The sequence below is a fragment of the Leptospira brenneri genome, from assembly GCF_002812125.1.
GTDB lineage: Bacteria > Spirochaetota > Leptospiria > Leptospirales > Leptospiraceae > Leptospira_A > Leptospira_A brenneri.
Window position 1 is genome coordinate 500,667 of record NZ_NPDQ01000002.1, and the last position, 23,135, is coordinate 523,801.

25 protein-coding genes, 2 tRNA genes and 1 pseudogene are annotated in these 23,135 nt (G+C 37.9%); 18 read left to right on the top strand and 10 right to left on the bottom strand.

Translation table 11 applies throughout. From position 1 onward, the window contains the following. The first annotated feature begins 2 nt into the window (after nucleotides 1-2). From CH361_RS05730 to CH361_RS05740, 3 genes are read left to right on the top strand one after another with little or no spacing between them, the layout of a single operon-like run. A complete protein-coding gene (locus CH361_RS05730) occupies nucleotides 3-2,600 on the top strand; it encodes a transglycosylase domain-containing protein (RefSeq protein ID WP_100789857.1) in 2,598 nt (865 codons plus the stop codon). Continuing rightward, a complete protein-coding gene (locus tag CH361_RS05735) occupies nucleotides 2,601-3,566 on the top strand; it encodes a hypothetical protein (protein ID WP_100789858.1) in 966 nt (321 codons plus the stop codon). Continuing rightward, nucleotides 3,563-4,036 carry a hypothetical protein gene (locus CH361_RS05740; RefSeq protein WP_100789859.1) on the top strand — a complete coding sequence of 158 codons (474 nt, stop codon included), beginning with the start codon at nucleotides 3,563-3,565 and terminating at the stop codon, nucleotides 4,034-4,036. Before CH361_RS05735 ends, CH361_RS05740 begins: the two co-directional genes overlap by 4 nt. Nucleotides 4,037-4,046: 10 nt before the next feature. On the opposite strand, the gene CH361_RS05745 is transcribed toward CH361_RS05740, so the two are convergent. Next, entirely contained in the window at nucleotides 4,047-4,451 is a 405-nt protein-coding gene (locus CH361_RS05745; RefSeq protein WP_100789860.1) for a DUF4345 domain-containing protein, read from the bottom strand. Between the two features lie 120 nt (nucleotides 4,452-4,571). Here CH361_RS05745 and CH361_RS05750 point away from each other — a divergent pair, with 120 nt between their 5' ends. The 5 genes and pseudogenes from CH361_RS05750 to CH361_RS05775 all read left to right on the top strand — a co-directional run. Beyond that, nucleotides 4,572-4,865, top strand: a complete 294-nt coding sequence (locus CH361_RS05750; RefSeq protein WP_100789861.1) for a hypothetical protein — start codon at nucleotides 4,572-4,574, stop codon at nucleotides 4,863-4,865. A 39-nt stretch (nucleotides 4,866-4,904) separates the two neighbouring features. Further along, on the top strand, nucleotides 4,905-5,192 hold the full coding sequence (locus CH361_RS05755; RefSeq protein ID WP_244279616.1) for a hypothetical protein: 288 nt from the start codon (nucleotides 4,905-4,907) through the stop codon (nucleotides 5,190-5,192). Nucleotides 5,193-5,203: 11 nt separating this feature from the next. Further along, nucleotides 5,204-5,563, top strand: coding sequence for a hypothetical protein (locus CH361_RS05760; RefSeq protein WP_100789863.1), 360 nt, complete (start codon nucleotides 5,204-5,206; stop codon nucleotides 5,561-5,563). 9 nt (nucleotides 5,564-5,572) lie between these two features. Continuing rightward, nucleotides 5,573-5,905, top strand: coding sequence for a hypothetical protein (locus CH361_RS05765; protein ID WP_100789864.1), 333 nt, complete (start codon nucleotides 5,573-5,575; stop codon nucleotides 5,903-5,905). A gap of 703 nt (nucleotides 5,906-6,608) precedes the next feature. After that, nucleotides 6,609-6,772, top strand: a pseudogene (locus tag CH361_RS05775) (HepT-like ribonuclease domain-containing protein); the annotation flags it as partial. 430 nt (nucleotides 6,773-7,202) lie between these two features. Here CH361_RS05775 and CH361_RS05780 read toward each other — a convergent pair. Both CH361_RS05780 and CH361_RS05785 read right to left on the bottom strand, forming a co-directional pair. Then, nucleotides 7,203-7,284, bottom strand: a tRNA-Tyr gene (locus tag CH361_RS05780). Nucleotides 7,285-7,296: 12 nt separating this feature from the next. Beyond that, nucleotides 7,297-7,371: transfer RNA gene (locus CH361_RS05785), tRNA-Thr, on the bottom strand. Nucleotides 7,372-7,455: 84 nt separating this feature from the next. On the opposite strand from CH361_RS05785, the gene CH361_RS05790 reads away from it, so the two are divergent. The 4 genes from CH361_RS05790 to CH361_RS05805 are packed head-to-tail and all read left to right on the top strand — an operon-like array spanning nucleotide 7,456 to nucleotide 10,566. Next, nucleotides 7,456-7,845, top strand: coding sequence for a hypothetical protein (locus CH361_RS05790; protein ID WP_100789866.1), 390 nt, complete (start codon nucleotides 7,456-7,458; stop codon nucleotides 7,843-7,845). A gap of 9 nt (nucleotides 7,846-7,854) precedes the next feature. Beyond that, entirely contained in the window at nucleotides 7,855-8,667 is an 813-nt protein-coding gene (locus CH361_RS05795; RefSeq protein WP_100789867.1) for a transketolase, read from the top strand. 48 nt (nucleotides 8,668-8,715) lie between these two features. After that, on the top strand, nucleotides 8,716-9,609 hold the full coding sequence (locus tag CH361_RS05800; protein ID WP_100789868.1) for a transglutaminase-like domain-containing protein: 894 nt from the start codon (nucleotides 8,716-8,718) through the stop codon (nucleotides 9,607-9,609). 3 nt (nucleotides 9,610-9,612) lie between these two features. Continuing rightward, a complete protein-coding gene (locus tag CH361_RS05805) occupies nucleotides 9,613-10,566 on the top strand; it encodes a polyprenyl synthetase family protein (RefSeq protein WP_100789869.1) in 954 nt (317 codons plus the stop codon). Here CH361_RS05805 and CH361_RS05810 read toward each other — a convergent pair. Both CH361_RS05810 and CH361_RS05815 read right to left on the bottom strand, forming a co-directional pair. Further along, nucleotides 10,563-12,767 carry an ATP-binding protein gene (locus CH361_RS05810; RefSeq protein WP_100789870.1) on the bottom strand — a complete coding sequence of 735 codons (2,205 nt, stop codon included), beginning with the start codon at nucleotides 12,765-12,767 and terminating at the stop codon, nucleotides 10,563-10,565. The genes CH361_RS05805 and CH361_RS05810 overlap by 4 nt on opposite strands. Before the next feature lie 21 nt (nucleotides 12,768-12,788). Then, the gene (locus tag CH361_RS05815) at nucleotides 12,789-13,496 is read right to left on the bottom strand and encodes an LIC10920 family plasminogen-binding lipoprotein (protein ID WP_100789871.1); all 708 of its coding nucleotides are present in this window, start codon (nucleotides 13,494-13,496) and stop codon (nucleotides 12,789-12,791) included. A gap of 88 nt (nucleotides 13,497-13,584) precedes the next feature. Here CH361_RS05815 and CH361_RS05820 point away from each other — a divergent pair, with 88 nt between their 5' ends. From CH361_RS05820 to CH361_RS05835, 4 genes are read left to right on the top strand one after another with little or no spacing between them, the layout of a single operon-like run. Further along, complete coding sequence (locus CH361_RS05820; protein WP_100789872.1) at nucleotides 13,585-15,393, top strand: chloride channel protein; 1,809 nt, start codon at nucleotides 13,585-13,587, stop codon at nucleotides 15,391-15,393. Then, nucleotides 15,390-15,980, top strand: a complete 591-nt coding sequence (locus tag CH361_RS05825; RefSeq protein ID WP_100789873.1) for an ATP-dependent zinc protease family protein — start codon at nucleotides 15,390-15,392, stop codon at nucleotides 15,978-15,980. Before CH361_RS05820 ends, CH361_RS05825 begins: the two co-directional genes overlap by 4 nt. Nucleotide 15,981: 1 nt before the next feature. After that, the gene (locus tag CH361_RS05830; protein ID WP_100789874.1) at nucleotides 15,982-17,565 is read left to right on the top strand and encodes a 7TM domain-containing protein; all 1,584 of its coding nucleotides are present in this window, start codon (nucleotides 15,982-15,984) and stop codon (nucleotides 17,563-17,565) included. Next, nucleotides 17,565-18,515, top strand: a complete 951-nt coding sequence (locus CH361_RS05835) for an alpha-L-glutamate ligase-like protein (RefSeq protein WP_100789875.1) — start codon at nucleotides 17,565-17,567, stop codon at nucleotides 18,513-18,515. The genes CH361_RS05830 and CH361_RS05835 overlap by 1 nt, the downstream gene beginning before the upstream one ends. A 17-nt stretch (nucleotides 18,516-18,532) precedes the next feature. Here CH361_RS05835 and CH361_RS05840 read toward each other — a convergent pair whose 3' ends face one another. Then, complete coding sequence (locus CH361_RS05840) at nucleotides 18,533-19,045, bottom strand: DUF6580 family putative transport protein (RefSeq protein ID WP_100789876.1); 513 nt, start codon at nucleotides 19,043-19,045, stop codon at nucleotides 18,533-18,535. Nucleotides 19,046-19,128: 83 nt separating this feature from the next. Between CH361_RS05840 and mazG the strand changes: the two genes are divergently transcribed. Together mazG and CH361_RS05850 are read left to right on the top strand one after the other, a co-directional pair. Continuing rightward, complete coding sequence (gene mazG, locus CH361_RS05845) at nucleotides 19,129-20,040, top strand: nucleoside triphosphate pyrophosphohydrolase (RefSeq protein ID WP_100789877.1); 912 nt, start codon at nucleotides 19,129-19,131, stop codon at nucleotides 20,038-20,040. Between the two features lie 10 nt (nucleotides 20,041-20,050). Beyond that, a complete protein-coding gene (locus CH361_RS05850; protein ID WP_100789878.1) occupies nucleotides 20,051-20,527 on the top strand; it encodes an LIC_13241 domain-containing protein in 477 nt (158 codons plus the stop codon). Here CH361_RS05850 and lpxD read toward each other — a convergent pair. The 4 genes from lpxD to CH361_RS05870 all read right to left on the bottom strand — a co-directional run bounded on the left by lpxD (nucleotide 20,524) and on the right by CH361_RS05870 (nucleotide 23,067). Continuing rightward, a complete protein-coding gene (lpxD, locus tag CH361_RS05855; protein ID WP_100789879.1) occupies nucleotides 20,524-21,582 on the bottom strand; it encodes a UDP-3-O-(3-hydroxymyristoyl)glucosamine N-acyltransferase in 1,059 nt (352 codons plus the stop codon). The genes CH361_RS05850 and lpxD overlap by 4 nt on opposite strands. Before the next feature lie 92 nt (nucleotides 21,583-21,674). Then, the gene (locus CH361_RS05860) at nucleotides 21,675-22,109 is read right to left on the bottom strand and encodes a DoxX family protein (RefSeq protein ID WP_100789880.1); all 435 of its coding nucleotides are present in this window, start codon (nucleotides 22,107-22,109) and stop codon (nucleotides 21,675-21,677) included. Nucleotides 22,110-22,189: 80 nt separating this feature from the next. Then, a complete protein-coding gene (locus CH361_RS05865; protein ID WP_100789881.1) occupies nucleotides 22,190-22,831 on the bottom strand; it encodes a RibD family protein in 642 nt (213 codons plus the stop codon). Further along, a complete protein-coding gene (locus CH361_RS05870) occupies nucleotides 22,828-23,067 on the bottom strand; it encodes a (2Fe-2S)-binding protein (RefSeq protein ID WP_322113120.1) in 240 nt (79 codons plus the stop codon). Before CH361_RS05870 ends, CH361_RS05865 begins: the two co-directional genes overlap by 4 nt. Nucleotides 23,068-23,135: the final 68 nt, after the last annotated feature.

Here is a 23,135-nt window from a genome sequence, read left to right on the forward strand (position 1 = left end):
CTATGTCGGCCCCTTCTCTCAAATACCTTTGTCCACACTGTCAAAAAGCATCGCGTTTGCCAGAACCTTTGCCCAAAGAAGGTAAGTTTCAGCTAACGTGTGCTCATTGTAGTGAGAAGGTAATACTTAATTTTTCTGACTATCGTTTTGAGATTTTACAAGTTGTTCCTAAGGAAACGCCTGAAAAAGTTTCTGAACCTGCCCAGACATTTCAGCCTTTTCGAATTCCCATTCCTGAAGCGACAAAAACAGATTCTAGGAGAGATAATTCCGGATATAAGTCGAAACCATTTTGGGAACGTAAAGTGGTTTTCGAAAGAGAACCTGAAACGAGGACATTCAAACCCAAACCACTCAAACAAAGACTCATCAGTAATGGACGAAGTAAGTCCCCCAGATTTTCCTATCTAAAACTTGCGTTCACAGCCACTTCGGTTTGTTTGTTTTTATTCATCCTTGGATTCTCTTATTTTGTTGCGGGAGTGCTTGCGACTAAAAAAGAAGTGCCTCTGTATTTGGAATCTCTTTCGAAAAACATCCCCACTAAAATTTTGGATCGTAACGGACAAATGGTAAGTGAAATTTTTCAGAAAAGAACTTCCACCTTACGTTTGCAAGATTATCCAGAAGATATGATCTCGATCCTTTTGAATATTGAAGATCAAAAGTTTTTCTTTCATGGAGGGATTGATTATTCAGCGATCCTTCGTGCCTTTTTTAAAAACGTCATTAACTTAAGTTATAAACAAGGTGCCTCCACGATTACACAACAGTTGGCTCGGATTATTTTAGACGATCGTCGCAAAAGTTTGAACAGAAAGTGGCGAGAGGCACAATTAGCCTTTGCTTTAGAGTCAGTGCTCACCAAAGAACAAATATTAGAAACGTATATGAACCATGTTTATTTGGGGCATGGTGCTTTTGGATTTGGAGAAGGGGTTAAGTTTTATTTTCAAAAAAATCCAATGGAACTTAGTAAAGAAGAAATGGTTTTACTAGCATCTCTTCCTTCTGCTCCTAATAAATATTCACCGTTAAAAAATCCGGAAGATTCTTATTCTCGTGTCCGTGCCATTTTACAGATGTTTCGAAATCGTGGAATATATCCCAATCTAGATCGAGAGAAGTTTGTTAGTTTTTATCATAATCTTTCCACTCGCTCTCCCAATGAAACTGTTTTTGGTTCTAGGCAAGACATTGCACCGTACGTAACAGAACATGTTCGGGGAATTTTATCTTCTCTTGAAGGGGATAAAAATATTTACGAAAGTGGTGGTTATACCGTTGAAACCACATTGGACCGCGGGGCACAGGAACTCATTGGTCCTATGGTTCGAGAGTATTTGAGTCGAAATCGTAAGTCAGGAAGAATCCAAAAAAAACGAGTCCGCGTCAAACCTGAATCCCCAATGGATTTAGCATTCAGACAAAAGATGGAAGAAGTTTCTATCTTAAACGAAATGGTTTGGAACACAGAAAGTTTAGAATCAGAAAAAGATACAAGTTCTGTCCAAGCTGCTGTTGTAGGGATTCAACCAAACACGGGTCAGGTTTTATTTTTACATGGTGGGGAAGAATTTAACTCACAAAACCAATTCAACCGGGCCACACAGATGCGTAGACAAACTGGAAGTTCCATCAAAGCAGTGTTATACGCATCCGCGATTGATGCTGGTGTGATTCAATCGGGAACAAGAATTTTAGATGCACCACTTTATTACCGTGGTGGTGGGGGTAAAGAGTGGGCTCCTGAAAACTTGGGGGGAAGTTTTGATGGAGAAATCTCTTTACGGACGGCCATTGTAAAATCGAAAAACACAGCTGCGGTTCAAGTTGCTGAACGATTGGGAAGTGCAGGGATTGAACGTTATTTCACAAAATATTTTTTTCCAAATGATACAGAGAAAAAAAATAGATATCGAGGGGATTTGTCTCTGGCACTTGGGACTTTAGAAATTTCTCCTTTAGAGATGGCATCTGCCTTTACTGGTTTTGTCAACCAAGGTACAGTGAAACGTCCTTATCTCATCCAAAGGATCAAAAATTCGAAAGGGATGGTTTTGTATGAAGTGGGTGGTTCTGACGAATTTAAATTAAAATTACCACCAGAAAGACAAGTGATCCGACCAGACACAGCCGAAGTGATGGTATCATTACTCAGAGACAGTGGTCGTGCGAGTGGAGTGCGAGGTGGTGGTTATGCGGGTGATCTCATTGGAAAAACAGGAACCACAAATGATTATAAAGATGCGTGGTTTGTGGGAGCAAGGCCCGACTTAGCTTTAGCAGTTTGGATTGGTTACGACAATCCAAAGTTTGGAATGGGGCCGAGTGGACTTGGTGGGGCAGTGGCAGCACCACTTTGGGGAGAGATTGTTTCTTCGATTGATAAAAAAAATATCATTCCTAAAATTCAATTCAGCCAACCGGTGTATGCAAAATCATATAAAATCTGTTCTTTGACCGGAAAACAAGCGGGTACGAATTGTCCAGTGACAAACGAACTATATCTTTCTGATTATCCTCCTGAAGGAATTTGTACAGAAGATCATAAGGCAACGCACTCAGAGAACAAAGATTTAATGAAAGGATTGTATTAGATGAAAATTTTTCACTTAACATTCGTTCGTTTTTTTTTGATTCTGTTTTTATTTTCTTCATCGGTCTCTGCCAATTCCTATTATGAAGAAGGGTATGAGATGGAACAATTGAATACTCTTTTTGCCATTTCTTTGTATGAAAAAGCTTTAACTCAGAAACCATCTGGGAAACTACAAAAGGCTGTAGTCTCTCGACTTTTCTTTTTGTATAAAAAACATGGTAAACTTTTAGATGCTTTATTTTTAGGAAGTAAGTTTCCTTCTCTCATCCCTTCCAAGGAAAGAAGTTGGATTTGGTCTCATTTAGCAGAGATTTATAAACCAATCGGTGTTTCTGAGCTTTCAGCAACCTATGTCCATGCATCAAAGGCTTCTGCTGATAAATTTACGGAACTATCCGAACATTTGAAATCATCCAACTCACAAAAGTTATATGAATTTGCTTCCATTATTCTTTTGAAACGAAAACAATATAAAGTGATTTTATCAATTTATGCAGAAAACCCATCTATGGCGAAAACTCCATTATTCATAGGAATTTCTGAGTTTAAAATTGGGGCTGATTCCGGTAAGGAATTTTTAAAAACTATTTTAGGCGAATCAGAAACAGAACGATCCGACCAAGAGAAGTCGGACATTTTATATTTGATGGGTGTGTATTACCGCCAAACTAAGGAATATGATCTTTCTGCACGTTATTTTCGAATGAGTGGAAGTTTTGGATCCAAACCGAGAGCTGATCTAGAAACTACCAAATCTCTTGTGATCCAAGGGAATACAAAAGAAATGTGTACTACTTTTAAGTTTGGTAATTCTTCTACTGATGAAATCGAAACTCTTTTGCATTATTATTGTTCTCCGAGCGCCAATCCATCTTGGAAACCGTATGAACCAAGCATTCGTATCTTAGCAGAAAGAGAAGGAAATGAATTCCTAAATTCACTTTTTCCTGGGACAAATCAATGAAATTTTTATCATATCGATCCCTTTGTTTGATAAGGTTTTCTGTGGCCTTCTTTTTATTTTCCACATATCCTTTGTTATCGAATTTTTTAGTCACACCAGAACAGAGTTTACGATTAGACCTTGGTGGGGTTTCCAGAGATCAAATTCGTTTTTGCAAACAAAAATCAGTTCAAGTATTTGGTCGGAATGGGATTGCTCCATCAAATACTTGCCAGTATCTTTCTTTAGCGGAGGTTAGTTTAGATAGTTTTTTTACAGAAGAACTCACCGACACAGAAGAAACACAATGGGCTTTCTATGATGGATCTGGAAAACAAATTTTTCCTACCGTCTCTTGGGAAGGCCAAGAGACTTCTTTTTTAGTGTCAGTGGTTCGCTCCAAACGAGGTCAGTTTGGAGTTCAAGTACAAAGAAAGAAAGACGGAGCCTATTTTTTCTATAGAACCAAGATGCAGAACTGGTTGATTTAAGTATTTCGACTTACTTTGTCGTCATTTCCTTTTGTCTTAAAAATTGTAAAATCCATATCACAATAGGCAAACTCAATTCTAAAACTACATAAACATAGAGCCTAGTTTCTGTTGGAATTCCCACCGTTGTCATCGAAATCACGCGACCGATTCCTGAAATGAAAACAGCAGCACCCATAACATAGATAAGATCTCCTTGTTTACGAATAGTAACTGCCACCCACAATGCAATGAGGCCCGCACCGAGAAGAATCCCGGCTAAGTAACGATAGACGTTATCTGCATAAGGAGTCACTGCCGTTCCTTCAGGCAGAATCAGGGAAACACCTTTGATCAAATTGGTAATTCCACCGGAAAGACCAATGAGAAACACAAGGAAAAATAGGATCTGTAGGATTCTTTCTTTTTTACTCATTTGCGCCTGTTATAGCAATATGGGTTTTTGGGAGCAATCTATAATTTTAGTCATATTTTTTAGAAAAAAACTGTCGATCTATGTTATGTTCCACTAATACTTGCTAGGAGATTGAGTAATATGAAATTTATGTTATTCTATTTTTTGTTGATCTTTTTGAATTGCACCGATCAAAAGGATTTTTGTATGGAAAGCGTAAGAAGAAAAGGTGGGAGCTTGGAGGGTGAGGCTAAATCGCTTTGCTTAGGTTATTTAGTTCTTGACAATTCAGTAAGAATCAATGAAGAACGTGGACGCCCTTCATCCGCTACTCGTTTTATTGCTGATCAAAATTTAGTGGGTTGCCTTTATAAAACCATCGAAGAACGGAAATGTGAAAAAAAGTCAGAGTACGTCCCACATTTTGGGTATTAGGGGGAAGTGATGAGACAGATTCGAAAAGTTTTCTATCTGGTGTTCATACTAATTCTAACATATTGTTCTGTTGGGACAAATGAAGAAGCATGTAAATACTATTTAGAGAGAGACTATGGAAATGCCTGTCTTGGTCTTGCCATAGGATATAACTTTGGAGAAGAAAATGCACCATCAAGAGCAATTGGGATTAACTATTATTTGGTAAATTGTTATACTTATCTCAAAAAGAAAAAGGAATGTGAACGTGAAGAAAACCAATACCTCCCAGGCTTGTATGGGATGAATTTAATTGTTGGAAGTCCTGACTATATTTTTAGAAGGTAGGAGATTTAAATTTGGGATCTATCTCTTTGTATTTAAAAAGAAATTTTAAATTTAATTTTGATAAGGATCTTCATTTGAAAAAAGGATTGTTTCTCTTTCTGTTGTTATTTTTTTTATGTTGCTCAAATCAAAAGGAGTATTGTTCTTCTAGTCTAAAAGAAGGCCCGGATATTCAAGGAATTGATTCCAAAGGTGCCGGTTCTTTATATGTATATTATGATAATGAGTTAAACAAAAAAAGAGAAGATGGAGTGATTACGATTCGGGAAAATTCAATTGTAAACTCCATGTTAATATTATGCCTTCAAAAAACATATAAGGAACGGAAATGTGAAGGAAAATCGGAATTCGTCCCACATTTTGGGTATTAGGGGAAAGTGATGAAGCAGCTTCGAAACATATTTTGCCTGGTGTTCATTGTTATTTTGGAAAACTGTAACGTTGGTAAAAAGGAAGATGCATGTAAATACTATCTGGAAAGGGATTTTAAACTATATTGTGAACAACTAGTTCTTTTATCGCCTGCAATATTGAAAGAGGATAAAAATTTAGGACAAGCTATCGCTTCCAACATTGTGTTAGTCGGTTGCGCGACCTACCTTAAAAAGAAAAAGGAATGTGAAAGAAAAGAAAATCAATACTTGCCAGGTTTGTATGGGATGAATGAAACCAGGGAAAATTTGGATGCTATCACAAAAATAAAGAAGAGTTGAATTTGATTTTTTTTCTGCGTTTAGTAGAGGAAGATTAAATGGCAAATTCAAGGATCTACGCGCTGGCCTATACCTGATTAGATTCTTAGTCGTGGTAAAGAAGACTTGGAAACCATCGGTTGCATTTTCTATTTTGATTTGAATTTAATCCAATGAGGATTGGGACTTCATCATAAACTTATGTTTTAGATCATATAAAAACTAGGACGAACAAAGATTTTGTATAGTATTAAGAGGAATGATAAATGGGAAGTTGTAGAAAAAAATTCGCTTTTATATTCTACCTATTGACTGGGTTATTTTTTATTGAATGTAATTTCAAGGAGCAGTGTGAAAGTCAAACCCCAAATGATAATTATGATGTTTGTTTTTTCTTACTTCAGAATTATCAAAACGCTGACGAAGAAAGGAAACGAAATATGAGGGTCGACTTGATTTTGACAAATTGCCTAATTACACACCAAGACATACAGAAATGTAAAAAAGAACCTACTGCATGGCCTCTGCCAGAGGCCACGCGTATTCGATAAAATGTATGCCATTAAGATATGGGTAACACTTTGAAGCAAAGGAAAAATTCAAAGAAAGAGACAATGACCTCATATTCAATCGCTTGCTTTTGAACTAAACTGACCAAACTATTGGTATGTCTGCGATAGAAGTTCTAAATTTTAATTTTATTCAAAACACATTGAAAAAATAAAATGAACTTGAATGGAGAAAATTCTCTGCCACTAGAAACCATTTAATTCATGGCTATTTTATTGTTGATTATGAAATAGTATGGGACCTGGTTCAAAACAAAATCCCAGTTCTTGAAACACAAATAAAAGAAATTATCTAAAAGAAAAAACTCTTTCTGATTAAAATAAATGACTACGCATAGCAGCAACTTACCACTTTGTTTCGTGCCAGTCCCAAACGTCTCGTTCCGGGACTCAGTCGGACAACTTCGGTAAGTTTATTTGCAATCGTTGATTGAATTCCATTTTTTGTCAGTGTGAGAAAACTGAAGTATCCTTCTTTACAACAATTTGGTGTTTCCGAAATTCATTTCTAAATAAAGGCTATTGATTGTGGAAATCTTATTGAAGCAGGGTTCGGACAGTTTTGGTCGTTGCCCTGATTCGCCCACCCTTCGCTCCGCCATCCTGGCTACGCTTGCGCGGGCCCGTCACCACTCACTTTTCCGCATCCATGCGGAAACTGCTCCTATTGTCGCAGTCGTTCGGGTTCTATTCGAATCCTTCAATCAGTTGTTAGTCGGGGATTTGATTCTGTGATTCAGAACTTAGTTTGGGCAGGGAAGGATTCGAACCTTCGAAGGTAAAACCAGCAGATTTACAGTCTGCCCTCGTTGGCCACTTGAGTACCTACCCGAAGAAGTTGCATGGAGCCGCCTGAGGGATTTGAACCTCCGACCGGCTGTTTACAAAACAGCTGCTCTACCACTGAGCTAAGGCGGCATGCATATCCAATTTTTGTGAAAAGCTGTTAAGGTCAAATAAAAATTCTTTGAGTGGAGATGGATTCTTTCAGAATGACCGGAGATGGCACTGTTTTTGGTCAATTCTCTGATGACGATCTCCATAATTGGATTTTATTTGGGGTATTTCTTTCGAAAGAGAGACCGAAATCGACATAGGGTCTTCAATTCTGTTGGGATTTTGGCAAATCTCATCGCCGCTGTCTATCTCTTGAGCATCAAGTATTTGTTAGGTGGGATTGCGGAGCACCAAATCTATCCAACAGCCCCGGAAATCATCATTCATATCCATCGTTTTTTTGCAGCGAATGCACTCGTTCTTATGTTGTGTATGGGTTATTTGGGATGGAAAAGAAAACGTAACTTACATGTAAAATTGCATTACATCTTTTTGCCATTGTACACGATTGTTTATATCTCCGGTCTGTTTTTATTTCAATCAAAACCGCTTTAAGGAATGTTCATGGAAAAAATTGAAGTCGCAAAGAAATTTGCAAAAGATATCCGAATTCAAGTGATCAAAATGGTAACTGCTGCCAATTCCGGTCACCCAGGTGGTCCATTGGGGCTTGCTGATATCTACGCTGCACTCTATACTTCTATTTTAAATCATGATCCAAAAAATCCTGAATTACCTGAAAGAGACCGCCTCATTCTTTCGAATGGTCACGTTTGTGCCGTTCGCTATGCTGCTATGGGTCTTTCTGGTTATTTCCCTGTAGAAGATTTACTTACGTTTCGTAATATCAATTCTTATCTCCAAGGTCATCCTTCTACACGTTATATGAAAGGAATCGAATCCAGTTCAGGATCTCTCGGACAAGGTTTATCAGTTTCAGTTGGTTTAGCTCTTGGCGCGAAGTTAAAAAAAGAGACATATAAAATTTATACATGTATATCCGATGGAGAATGTGGAGAAGGAATGACTTGGGAAGCTGCTCAGTCAGCAGTTCACTTCAAAACAGACAACCTCATTGCTTTTATGGATCGTAACTACATTCAAATTGATGGTAACACCGAAGAAGTAATGAAGTTAGAACCATTGGATAAAAAGTTCGAGATGTTTGGTTGGAACGTCATCAATGCAGACGGACATAATATGGAAGAAATTTTCTCTGCATTTGCAAAAGCAAAACAACATACTGGTGGACCAACTCTCATTGTCTTTAGAACTATTTTAGGGAAAGGTGTTTCCTATATGGAAAACAATCCTAAATGGCATGGAACTCCTCCCAACAAAGAACAAGAAGCGCAAGCACTTGCAGAATTAGTATAATCTTTTAGATTAGGTTGACATTTTTGATTTTATACCGATAGTTTTTGCATGGGTCAAACTTCCTTTCCTGATTTTTATCCAGATGATATCACTCGTTTGTTGTATGATTGGGAAGTTGCGCCACCTGAGAAAAAACGTTTTTTATTAAAACTCATCGCATCTCGAATTCCATGGCAGATCCAATTAGAGTCTGCTTTGGATGAAGTAAAAGATCCTTACTTAAGAGTTCAGGCTCGTAGTTTAAAATCCGAAATCACTCGTCATAGACTTCGTCATTCCTTCTTTAAACTTACGTTACGTGGGAATACAAACCATTACAAAGACTTAGAAGAGATGGTTGTGCAATTGTCCAGCATTGGTTTCCCAGATCAAAACTATGCAGAGATCAAACAAGAGTTGGATCGGATTGCCATTCGTGTCTCTGAATTGTATGATGACCATTCTGGTTATTTAACAGATGAACTCAAAGTCCAAATCCTTTGCCAAGTTTTATTTCAAGAAGAAGGATTTGTTGGGAATATTCAAAATTATAATGATCCTGGGAATTCTTACTTATTCCAAGTGACTAAAAGTAGGTTAGGGATTCCTATTTCTTTGTCTGTCGTATATCTGTTAGTTGGTCAAAGGTTGGGGCTTCCACTTTACGGAACCAATTTACCTCTTCATTTCCTTTTGCAATATGAGTCGGAAGGTTATTTTACCTATATTGATCCATTTCATGGTGGTGTTTTGTTAGATAAATTCACCTGTGAAAAATTTTTGGAAGCAAACGGATACAGTAATTCTCCGAAATATTTTACAAAAGCATCTACACTTTCCATGATCAAACGTATGTGCAGAAATCTAATCCATATCTACAGAGACAACCAATCCAAAGAAATGGAGAACATCATTAAGGATCATCTTCAGATTCTAGAAAGCCGATCCACTCATGTGGAATAATGAATGAAACAAAACATTCGTATTCAATCTATACTAACTAAGTTTGATAAAAATTTAGATGGAATTATCAAAGAAGACATTCCTGTTCTTAAAAAGATTAAAAAACATGTCATCACTTCTGGTGGAAAACGAATTCGTCCTTTCTCTCATTATTTATTTTGTCAGTTCTTAAATGTAAAAGATAAAAATTGGCTAGATGTAGGAAGTGTGGCAGAACTCATCCATGCTGCCAGTTTACTTCATGATGATGTGGTGGATAATGCACCCATTCGTCGTGGTAAACCAACCATTGGATCTTTGTTTGGAAATAAAACCGCCATTCTTGCCGGCGACTATCTGTTAGCTTGTGGAATTAGTCGGCTCAATTCACTTGGAAATCCGGAACTGATGGAGATTTTTTCCCAAGTTTTGAAGGATTTGTCTGTCAGTGAACTTTTGCAAATGGAATGGGAAAAAAATCCTAAAATTACCTTAAAGATTTACGATTCCATCATTTATGGAAAAACCGCATCGTTATTTGGAGTTTGTACAGAATCGGCTGCAATCCTTGCGGGTAAGTCTAAAAAAGAAAGAGCACTTGTTCGTGATTTTGGTGTTAGGTTGGGAAAACTTTTTCAGAAAAAAGATGATTGTTTGGATTATTTTGTAGAATCCAGTGCTAGTGGTAAAGAGTTCTTAAAAGATTTTAAAAACGGATTATATACTTATCCAGTTTTAGTGCTTCGAAGTCACCTTGGTGTATTAGAAAAAAGAAAAATGGAATCGGTATTTAAAAAAGAAGAAAGGAATTCTTCTGATGAGTCTTATATTCTTGGTTTGATGGAATCTAAAAAAATCGCTGAAAAACTCCATAAAGAATTGAATTCCGAAAAGAACTACCTACTTGGTTTTTTAAATCAATTTCCTGATAGTATTGAAAGACAGTTGTTTATAGAACAATTAGAACGATTGACTTAAGTTTCGTCTACCCACGGTTCGTTGGGATCAATAAATTCAATGACAGGAAGTCTGACTGAAAAACAAGTCCGGCCTGGTTCTGATTCCACAAAAATATTACCTTTGTGTTTTTCAACAATTGACTTCGTAATTCCAAGACCCATTCCCGTTCCTTCTCCGTGATTTTTTGTAGTGAAAAATGGATCAAAGATTTTGTTTTGTATTTCTAATGAAATTCCTGGTCCATTGTCGATCACTTTGATTTCCACAAGAGATCCTTTTCTTTCCGTTGTGATCATTAGGTTTCCTGATTGGTTCATTGCTTCTAATCCGTTTAGGATCAGATTGGTCCAAACTCGAATTAAATCTTCGGGCCAACCGATGAGAGTGGCATCTGTGATGAACGTTTTTTTGAGTGAAACTTTTCCTCGCATTCTATATTGGTAAATTGTAATTACGGTTTCTATATTTTCGAGTAAGGTAAAAATTCTTCTTTCCTCTGCTTTTGTAACGCGAGAGAAGTTTTTTAAAGCTAAAATTGTTTTGGAGGATCTATCTACCGCAATTTGAATGATGGATAGGTGTAGTCTAAAATTTTTTTCCTCTAAGATAAGGTTAGAAAGTTTTTCTTGTCCTGATTTTAATAATTGGATTTCTTCTTCGTATAGGTTGGTAATTCCTACATCTAAAAATCTTTCTAAAATAGCATCCTCATATTCGAGTCCATTGTCTTTAAAGATTTTTTTTAAGTCTGCTTTTTTGTCTTTTCGTTCTGTATAACTTGCTACAAGTCCAAAATCGGATTGGAAACTAAGGATTTGTTTCATCGTTTTAATTTCAGATGGAGTCAGTGAAGAATAAATATTTTCTTTAGAACCTAAGTGTTTGATTTCATTCGTTTTGGATTCAATAAGGGTTTCAATCGATGCTTTGATGGCACTTAATGGATTATTAATTTCATGAGCCACACCAGCAATCAACTTTCCCAGCTCTGACATTTTTTCAGAAAACACAAGTTTACTTTCTGTATGACTGATTTGTAATAATGCTTTTTCGAGTTCCTCTTTCTGTGTTTGGATTTCTTTTGTGCGTTCTATCACCATCGTTTCTAGTTCTGCATTTTCTTTGGTGACCGATTCTTCTTTTCTCATTCGGGTTTGGATCTGAAATTTTGAAATGGCAATTGTAAAAATTGTCATTTGTAAAGCAGCTCCAATCTCATTGGCAGAACTTAAAAAAGGATAGGAAGGTAGTAGGCCTAAGTTTGTTAGAACTAAAAGGCTCGTACTAACTTGTCTTACCAGAAATGCGTAGAACAATACATTCGCATTTTCTTGTTTTTTGATCATACTAAGGATCGCATAGCCGAACGTAACTGTTGTGAGAATTAGACTATTGGAATAAATGAATCGAAAATATATCTGTAAATCTACAAATACAATAAAAATAGACACCAACATAAAGATCGCATAGGATACAAAATACTTATCAGCATTTGGATATTTTTCTTTGGTATGCAGAAACTCTCGTAAAAAAATAACAAGCCCGAAAGGAGTTAAGGAAATGAGACCAGGAACGTAACGATAAAACCATTCGAAATTACTGACACCATATTCATACAATATCCCAGATCTGAGAGTGTTTGTGAATAAAATTGTAAGAGTCGCAAAAGTGAGTAATAAATAGACTCTTTCTCTTAATAATACAAACTGTGTTGCAGAGATTAAACAGACTAGGATACAAAGACCTAAATGAAAACCCTGCCATAAAGAAATCGATTTAGTATATTGTAGTATATTAGATTCATTTCGAACTTGAAAATTGATTCGATGAGCATCATCAGAATGGATTTTAAATTGATAAATTCCTTTCTCTTTAGCGGGTAAAACAAAACCGCCTGTAAATAAAACATCGGGATGTTTTTTTCTTAAAAGTCCTGTTTGGATTAGAGAGACCGGCCTATCATTCTGGAAAAGAGTCATATCCAGTTCAGAGATCATTCCGTTTTCAAAATGAAGATATCTTGATGCATCTTCATCAAATTGAATTTGGTAGTAGTGGTATTCTTCGGTGAAACCGAAGTAAAAATGTGTGTTGTAGTCTTTAGGGGTTAGGTTAGAAATTTTTGTATCGGAATTGGTTCCTAGATGCCAAAGTCCCAAACTTCCTTCTGCTCGAAGAGCCAAAGGAAGGAAGAGCAGGCAAAAAAGAATTCGATACAATCAGGTTTTATATCTTAGATCTTATTGTGGAACAATATTCGGAGCGTTACACTTTAAGGTTCCGCGGATGATGACAGACTTGGCATCGGTTGTTGTATTTTGTACCAAACAAGTTTTGTTGTCTGATGTGAAACATTGCGTAGTGGAAGTTCCCGATGTACAGTTCACGCTATCTAATGTATTACAAGAGTTAAGAACAGTAGTTGCGGAGGATGCTATATTGCTATAAGTTCCATTCAGGGTGATTTCTAGATTGAAGAAGGAAATTTGTTGGGCACTTTGAAGAGCCGTGTCAATGTTGATCCCTTGGTTGAACCATTCCACTGTCCCTTGTGTTCCTTGAACCGTTTTTCCAAAGGCTCCACCAGCAAGAACAAAACCTTGTTGTGGGTCGATCTTCCCTTGGATCTGAGTGCTATCGTAAGTGAAACGTAAATTGAGGGTTTCTTTTGTTTTAAAAATTAACTGTGAAATAACCGTAAAGCGCGTGTTATTTGTTGTTGATGTAGATCCTGTTGAGCCAGTCGTAGTGCCTGTTCCTGTGGTTGTCGTTGTGGCTGGGGTTGCTTGCCCACAACTTGTTGTGATATCGCTGTCCACTTCCCCTAAAAAGTAAAGGGCTGGTTCTCCATCAGCAAGTAATGAGATTTCTGCTTTGTTTTCGTTTTTAAGACCACAAGCCAGAAAAAGGGAGGAAAATGCCACTAGAACCACTATCGATCGAAACATACCATCCAATCGTCGCAGGAATTCATTCCCTGGTCAAGAGGATTCAGAATTTCCTTGGGAAATTTAGACGAAAATAGAATCTTGCCCTATGGGGTCAAATTTCGGTCTAAAGACTGTGTTTTCTATCCAGGGACCGAGATCGATTTATGTCTATTCCCTAATCATTGGCCTCCTCTCTGGTTTCGGAGCCATAGGCTTCAACTGGGCTTTGACTTGGACGGAATCTTTTACTTTTGGTAGCCTAATGGGTTACGATCCAGGCATTCCTTCAGGTGATTCGCATTTCCATTCGGTGGGGAATGTTGGGTCGATCTCACCTCTTTGGGTTGTTTTTTTACCGGCCATTGGTGGTCTCCTTGTGGGAATCATTACTAGCTTCTTTTGTTCAGAGGCTCATGGTGGTGGAACCGATTCACTCATTTATGCATTCCATTTTAAAGAAGGAAAGATTCAGGCTAAAGTACCTTTTTATAAGGCGATAGCCACCATACTCACGTTAGGCTCCGGTGGATCGGGAGGAAAGGAAGGGCCAACGGCACAAATTGGAGCCGGTTTTGGATCTAGTTTGGCTGGGTTTTTAGGAGCCGGTGCAAGGGCTCGTAGAACCTTGATGTTGGCAGGAACCGCGGGAGGGCTTGGAGCCATCTTTCGCGCTCCTCTTGGTGGAGCGATCACTGCAGTAGAGATGGTATACCAAGAAGATATCGAAAGTGATTCTCTTGTGCCTTGTATTCTATCCTCTGTCACTGCTTATTTAACTTATATCAGTATTGTCGGAAGTGGCTCTATATTTTCAGTTCAAGAATATAGTTTAAATGATTATCGACATATTCCATTATACATTGTGTTAGGTTTACTTTGTTATGTAGTGGGATATTTTTTTGTAAAAGTATATCATCTGGTACAAGATTTATTTTCTAAACTTCCTCTTCCAAATTACTTAAAACCAGCGTTTGGTGGTTTGATTGTAGGTTGTATTGCTTTACTTTTTCCTGAAGTTTTGGGTTCTGGGTTTGGCCTCATCCAAAGAATGATCAATGGAGAAGTTTTGGAATCTACAAGTTTTGGATTCTCTGGCCCTTTTTTCCTACTAGCGGTTGCCTTATTTAAAGTATTTTCTACTTCATTTACGGTTGGGTCTGGAGGTTCTGGCGGATTACTGGGTCCTTCTTTTGCCATCGGTGGTATGTTAGGTGCCTTTGTGGGTACAATGGCTCAAGTTTTATTTCCCGAACTGAATATCATCATCTTTCCTTTTTTACTAGTGGGTATGGGATCTTTTTTTGCAGGGGTGGCAAGGGCTCCCATTGCGGGAATGATTATGGTTTGTGATATGATCGGGAGTTATGAATTACTGCCTCCGTTAATGATTGTATCCGTCATTGCCGTTGTTTTATCTCAAAAAATCTCTATTTATCGAAACCAAATTAAAAACAGATTTTTATCTCCTTCCCATCATTGGGATATGAACCAAGACATTATGGATCGGATCCGGATCACGGATCATTTTTCTGAATTTCGCAAATATGCAATGGTCTCTGAAACCTTGTCATTAACAGAGTTACAAACCAATGCACCTGGAATCCAAGCTAGTGATTTCATTTTGCTTGGTGCGGGAGATGAATATAAGGGGATTGTTTCTCTTCGAAAAAATAGAATCCTTCCAGAATTTGAAGAAGATTTAAAAAACCTGATCACTTGCGGAGAAATTGTGCAAGATGTTCCTTCTGTTTGCACAAATGATACTCTTGGTAAAGCTTTGCAAATTCTATTAGAATATGATGTCGACAAACTTGCGATTGTTGAAGATGGTAAATGTTTGGGTTATTTGCGATATATTGATTTGTTTAATGCATACCAAAATGAAGTGAAAAATAAACAACGTAAATCAGTATGAGATTCTCTAGTCATTTTATGAAATTTCAATTTGTAATATTAGGTCAAATTTTGCCCCGCTTATTTTATTTATTTTTACTTGGGTGTATGGTTTTATTCGCCAATTGTTTTGGAGCAAGGCAAGTGGTTGAAAAAAAAACTGATGCACATATCAAACCAATTGTCATCCCTCCACAGTATTTAAAACCCATCGTTGGTAGAGTGGAATGGGTCGAATTTCCCAATTGGAAACTCAAACTTCGAGCAAGAGTAGATACAGGAGCCAAGTCTTGTTCCATTCATGCCGTCAATATTGAAAGAGTGACTGAAAATGGCGAAGTGTTCGTTTTATTTGATACCTTTGTAGACGAAAAACCGGTTCGATTAAAAAGTAAGTTTGTAAAAGAAGCAAAAGTCACAAGTACTTCGGGTGTTTCTGAAAATAGAATCATCATCAGTGAAGTGATGAAAATGGGAAAGTATAAAGAGGAAGTGATTATCAATTTGAACGATAGAACCAATCTAACTTATCCCATACTCATTGGACGTAATTATCTAATGGGTAAATTTCTCGTGGATGTTTCTTTATCACATGCGTTAGGGGACTAGTTTGGATCGTAAAACTTTAATTACTATTTCCATTCTGATCATATTACCTATCATTTCGATTCTTTATAAATTGAATATTGCTGCGTTGTCCTTACTTCCTGTGGAAGTTGATGATACTGTGAATTTACAGGTGGTCATCCTCCCCAAAGAGAATGTCGCCGTTTCTGAAGTAACCTTCCCCATTCCCAAACAATTCATCCAATCAAGGGTTTTAAAATCCAATACCAAAATTGAAGATTTAGATTTTCGATTACAAAAAAAACAATTTGGTCATTTGGGAATTTGGGAAGGAGAGGATTGGCATTCATCCATCGGATATTATGCAAAAATAAAAATCCTTCCCTACTCACATACGAATCCAGAGCCAGAGATTCCCCAATCGGTGGGAAAACAAAATGCGAAAGAACCATATTATCTTTCTCTCAAGAACTTCTCACCAGAGGAGATTCGTTTGGCAAAAAAATTATTCGAACAGATTCATCCTTACGACAAAGACAATGTTGCTGCCGCCAAACAAATTTATTATTTTATTTCAGAAGAAGTTTTGAATACCACAAAAGACATTACTCTTTCCGATACGATTCGTTTGAACAATGGCAGCGCCTATACACAATCAATTTTGTTTTCATTACTTTGTCGTATGAAAGGAATCCAGGCTCGTACGGTCGCTGGTTTTGATTTATCAAAACAAAACCCAAAAGACAGTAAAACAAAACTCAGTTTTTGGAACGAAATTCGTATCCACGGAAAATGGTATTTTGTATCTACTTACAAAAATATTTTTGCCGGTAGTGTGAATGGATATTTGCCACTTTGGAAATCAGTAGAGGAAAGAAGGTCGCTTGGTGAAGATCCAGCTACCTTCCGTTACACGGCGTATATTACAAAATCGAATGTAAACAGATATAATTTTAAAGAATATAGCGAAGAGGTGGCGTCGAGTAATAGTTTTTTACGTTATTATTCCTTATATAGTTTGCCAACACCTTTGCAAAATTTATTCCGATTGGTGATTCTAATTCCCATTGGAGCTTTGGTATTGTCTGTTGCTAGAAATATGATTGGGATTCCAACCTTTGGAATCTTTACCCCCATTTTGCTCGCTATGTTTTTTTATGAAACCAATTTGGTTTTTGGGATTAGTTTTTTCCTTTTGATGATTGGGTTAGGTTTTTTTGAACGGTTTGCTTTGGATAAATACTATCTACTGGCTGTTCCTAGACTTTCGATTTTGCTTACCATTACTGTTCTTACATTGATTTTGTTTTCTGTTCTGAATGAAGAAATTTCTTTTTTTAATCAAATGAGTGTGACCTTATTTCCTATTGTGATCACTACTATTTTTATAGAAAGGTTTTCGATTATGATCATTGAGGAAGGTATCCTCAATACCTTTGTTACGCTTGCGGGAACTCTATTCATTGCCCTCATTAGTTATACGATATTCTTTTTTGGCTCTTTGCAAATTCTCTTTTTTACACATCCAGAGTTGTTATTGGTTGTGATTGCCATTCAAATCCTTCTTGGCCAATACAAAGGGTATCGAGTATCTGAACTCTTCCGTTTTAAGGAAATTTTTAAGTAGTGATTTCTCTTTTCAAAAAATTTGAAGGAGAAGGAATCCTTGGAATCAATCGTAGGATTGGTGAATATATTTTACCCTTCAATCCAAGGGAATATTATCCATTAGTTGATGATAAGTGGAAAACAGCGGAACTTGCTAGGCAATTCAATGTTCCTATGCCCCATCATTATGGGGTTGTCGATACTTTTGGTGGGATTCGAAAGATTCGTGAACTCATTCAAAATCGACCAGGCTTTGTTGTAAAACCAGCTAACGGTGGTATGGGGAACGGAATCCTTGTGATTGTTCGTGAATCAGAAAGTGAGAGTGGTTCGATTCATTATCATAAAGTAGACGACAAAACCCTTTCTGAAAAAGAACTTCATCACCATATCTCTGGAATTTTATCTGGATTGTATTCCTTGGATGGAAACTCGGATTCTTGTGTATTACAAGAAAGGTTGGAATGTCATTCTTTCTTTCAGGAGATTTCGTTTCGTGGGATTCCTGACATTCGTGTGATTGTGTTTTTGGGTTATCCTGTGATGGCTATGTTAAGGTTACCGACTAAAGAATCGGGGGGGAGGGCAAATCTTCACCAAGGAGCTTTAGGTGTTGGGGTAGACCTGAGAACTGGAACTCTCACTCATGCCGTTTGTAATGATAAAATCATTCACCTACACCCTGACACAAAACAAACATTAAGCGGTAGGGTTCTGCCTCATTGGGAAACGATTTTAGAAATGGCATCTCGGTGTTATGATATGTCTGGTCTTGGGTATTTGGGTGTGGACATTGTGCTCGATGAAACTAGAGGACCACTTCTGCTGGAAATGAATGCAAGGCCTGGACTAGGAATTCAAATTGCGAATCGGATGGGATTACGGGACCGTTTGCGTTTGGTGGAAAAGATTCGTAATTCGGCGGATGGTCCTAAGACCCGAGTCCACCGAATGTTTCAAGAGTTATAAAGAGAAATAACTTTGTCTTAAGCGTTTTGTTTTGCTGTAGAAAATACAGTTCGATTGAGAAAAGCCATAGATCCAAAAAGGATTCCAGAATACACCAGGTCTCCTACAATCGAGTTTTGGAAAAAAGGAATGGCAAGTGTAAAACAAGTCACAAGTCCAGAAAGATCCAAACTGTACATCCCACTTGTTGCCCAAACCGCAAGGTTTGTGAGAACAAAGAAAACCACAGATCCAACCACTGTATAACCAAAGGATTTCGTTAAGGAAGATCTAATTTGTTTTCCAAAAAGGACTGCGAGAATCATAAATCCGTAAATTACAGGGATAAGGTCGTGGAAACCGATGTAAAGGTCAGAAAGGAACATCGCTAAAAGAGGAACAAAAAGAGCAAGTCGTCTGTCTGCCACATAAGCACCCGAAAACAAAGAAACAGCCAAAACTGGCGTAAAATTCGGTGGGTGTGGTAGGATTCTGCTGATGACAGTAGCGATCACCATAAGGATGGCAATAGAAACACGGGATTGGAACATAGGGATAGACTCGTAAAGGGGGGGGCCTTTCGCAAGATAAAATTTCCGTTTGCTTCTCGTGAGGTTTCGGAAAAATACAATCAGTGAACCCTCCTAATTTTGATTCTCCCCTGGAAAACCTACTCGCTCTTACGGCTGATCTACGTAGCCCTGAGGGTTGTCCTTGGGACAAAGAACAGACCCATCATTCTGTCATTCCCCATTTACTCGAAGAAACCTACGAGGTTGTGGATACCATCGAAAGGGGAGACGACAACCACTTACGAGAAGAACTTGGTGACTTACTTTTTCAAATCACGTTCCATAGCCAACTGGCCAAGGAAAGAGGTGCTTTTGATTTTCAAGACGTGGCAAATGATGTATTCCAAAAATTAGTTTTCCGTCACCCTCATGTCTATGGGGATCAGTCGGGAATTGATTCGGGAGATCAGGTTCTGACCCAGTGGGACCAATTGAAACAAAAAGAAAAAGAGAAAAAGGGACAAGGCTCTCTTGACAAAAGTATTCTCGCTGGAATTCCAAAAGCACTCCCCGCCATCCAACGCTCTGAAAAAATTCAAAGTAAAGTTACGAAACAAGGATTTGATTGGCCGACAGTCTCCGGTGTATTTGAAAAATTTCACGAAGAGATCGGGGAACTCAATATAGAATTAAAATCCCAAGGATCACTTGATTCTAAAAAATTACCATATAATGAAAGAGTAGAGGACGAGTTAGGTGATCTATTCTTTTTACTCGTAAATTTATCACGTAAACTTTCTGTGGATCCCGAAACTTGCCTCCGAAGAGCCAATGAAAAATTTGAAACTAGATTTCGTATTGTAGAAGAACTCGTAGAACCAACTGGAAAAACTTTAAAAGACCATTCGCTTGCGGAACTTGATTTGTTTTGGGACGAGGCTAAATTGCGGTTAAGAGATAAAGTTTTAAATTCAATTCAAAAAAATCCTGATGGCAATGTTAAAAATCTATCTGACCAAAGCCAGAATCGGTAAATAAAAGAATATGAATTCTCTTGATTTAAACGATTTACCTTTTTTAAAAGAAGAGTCCCTTCGTGCGTATCGTTGGTTACTTGCCGAATACCCAGAGATTGCCAATCAAAATATTCTATCTGATAAAAACAAGAGTAGTAACGAAGAAAATCAAGAACTACAATCCCCCCAAAAAAAGGATAAAACTTTTGAACAGAAAGGAAAGATAGATGCAGAACTAATAGAATTTCCTATTCGATGGACGATGGAAAAACTGGGACAGAAATTCGAATGGGTGGTATCGGAGATGGGTTCCATTACACTTAGGTTAGGTGGATTAGAAGGGAATCGAAGAAACCCTGCCCCTATTTTTTATTTGAGTTTAAGAAAATCAGAAGAGGAAAAGTTTCACTGGACAGATCCAGAAGGAAATTTAGTTCCTTTTCCAAATCCATCTATTCTAATAGAGATTCAAAATAGAATCCGATTGTATCTGGATTCTATTTAAGATTCTTTTTGTTCGATCCCAACCTTTTTTTCAATGTTTTCAATGCGTTTCAGCCATTTGTTTAAGTTCACAATGTTTTTGATGTTCACTCGATACTTTTGAAATTCAGGGAAGGTAAGACCTAAGTCCCAACCCACATATACATCTTTTGTTTTGGGAGAGGTGCGTAAACTGGATCCGCCGGCAATGATGGTTCCATCAACTAATGTTAAATGGTCACTAATGGCACAAGCTCCACCGATGATGACATGGTTCCCTAGGGTCACACTTCCCGCAAGACCAGATTGGCCTGCGATGATGACATGGTCTCCCACCTTACAGTTGTGGGCAATATGAACCATATTGTCAAATTTACAACCATTCCCAACGGTTGTATCAGTAAGCGCACCGCGGTCGATGGTACAATTACTTCCTACTTCCACATCATCCCCGATGACAACGCGACCTACTTGCGGAATTTTGTTATGTTTTCCTTCTGCAAAAACAAATCCAAATCCATCCCCACCAAAACTGGAATTCCCAAATACAATGAATCTTTTTCCAACAATGGTATCATCAAAGAACACACAGTTTTTCCCAATGCGGGCACCGTCACCGATATGAACACGATCTCCGATTTTCACTCCGTCTTCGATGATACAATCATTTCCGATGACTGAGTTTTTGCCGATGGTTACAAAATGTCCGATGTCGGTATTGGATCCAATTTTAGCTGTGGGATCAATGACAACATGTGAGCTATGTGTTCCTGTTGGTTTTTTTTCTGGAAAGAAGTGGCGAATGATTTTTGCGGTGGTTAGTTCTACTTTGGGAACTATGATCAATGCTTTATCAGTTAAAGAATCCACCACATCAGAGGATACAATGAGTAAGGAAGCTTTAGATGCTTTGGCATCATTTACAAAAGTTTTAGAGGCTACAAAAGAAATTTCGTTTGTATTTGCTAAACTGAGAGAGGTAAGTCCAGTAAAGGAAACAGAAACGATACTTTCTGTATTTTGAAATTTTGCTTCTGGGAGTAATGACTGGAGAGTTGATAGATTGAGTTGGTTCATCTCTGATTCCTTATCAATGGTTTAAGACAAGGGATCAGAGAGGTCAAAGTTTGGCTAACACTATTAATTAGTATTAGTCATGATTTTTCTTTTTATCCTTCGATTTTATGCGCAATGATATCATCTAAAGAAAAAGAACCAGCACCTTTGATGATGAGTGGGATCGCTAAACCAAAAGTTAGAAGTTGGTATTCGTATCCACCTTTGTCAGCAAAGAATCCGTTAGGTAAGTGCACTAATGCCGCTGCAACGAGCATAGTAGCAAAAATTCCAAACGCAGCCACTCTTGTAAAAAGTCCTACAATCAGACCAATCGCACCGAAAAATTCAGCGATGATGGCAAGAAGAGCAAAGAAGTACGGAATGCCCAGTTGTCCAGTAAAGAAACCCATAGTTCCTTCGAATCCGTATCCACCAAATGCACCTAGAACTTTTTGAGCTCCGTGGGGAAGGATGACCACTCCAAGAGTGACACGAAGGATGGTGAGTGTAATGTCTTTGTTTGTTGCGAGTAATTTGTAAAACATAGAACCTCTTATTGCTAAATAGTTTGATATTAAACTACTTAATAATGGCCAAATCCGTCAATCCTAATTTTTACAAATTTTTAAGCTTTTTCGTAAACGAGGAAGATTTCGTTTCCTTTGGTAAAATGGTCTTTGAGGGTCCAGCCATTCTTATCAAAGTTGGGAAGTTCTGAACTGTGATCGGCAATCCCTGAGAGCCCGTTTTTTCCAATGATATATGGTACTATGGTAAGATAAATCCGGTCCACAAGGTCCGCTTCTAAAAAGGAAAAATTGAGTTTGGGCCCACCTTCCAAAAGAACGTTTTTGTATCCTTTCCGTTTGAGGATCCCTGTGACTTTTTTGGGATCAATGTCATCCGAATCCAGTGCAAAGATCTCCGCCTTATTTTCTAAGCTGGTTTTGATTTCTTTTAAATTGGTTTTTGTACAAATGACGAGGGGGATATGGTCGGATTCTTCGAAGACATGTTTGTCTGGAGGAAGGGTTCCTTTCCGAACTAAAATTACGGGCCTTGGATTTAAAGCATTGGGAACAGCACGGATTTTTACGATAGGATTGTCATTTAATATAGAGTTTTTTCCTACAAGAACAGCATCGGACTGGGAACGATAGACATCCATCTGGGTTTTGTCTTCACTGGAAGTGAGTCCATACCAACGACCATCGGGTCGAACGACCTTTCCATCCAAGGTCATGGCCATATTGATCGAAAGTTTCATGAAATTTTCCTCCGTGAGAGATTCTGCAATTCGCGCTGGAGGATGTGGTACACCTGCATGGAGCAAGTGCCGCAGCCGGTAGAGGCCCTTGTGGTTTCTCTGATTTGTTCCATGGTCACAGCACCTGCGTGGATGGCCCGGACTAATTCATCTTCTGTCACCATTCGACATAAACAGACCCGTTTGGGCCTCATAAGGGAATTTAAATCGAAAGGATCCATACCTGAACTATTCATTTGACAGATTTACGAAAGGGAGGGAAACTCTTTAATTACTTTCACTCAAGGAAAATTCAATCAACCTC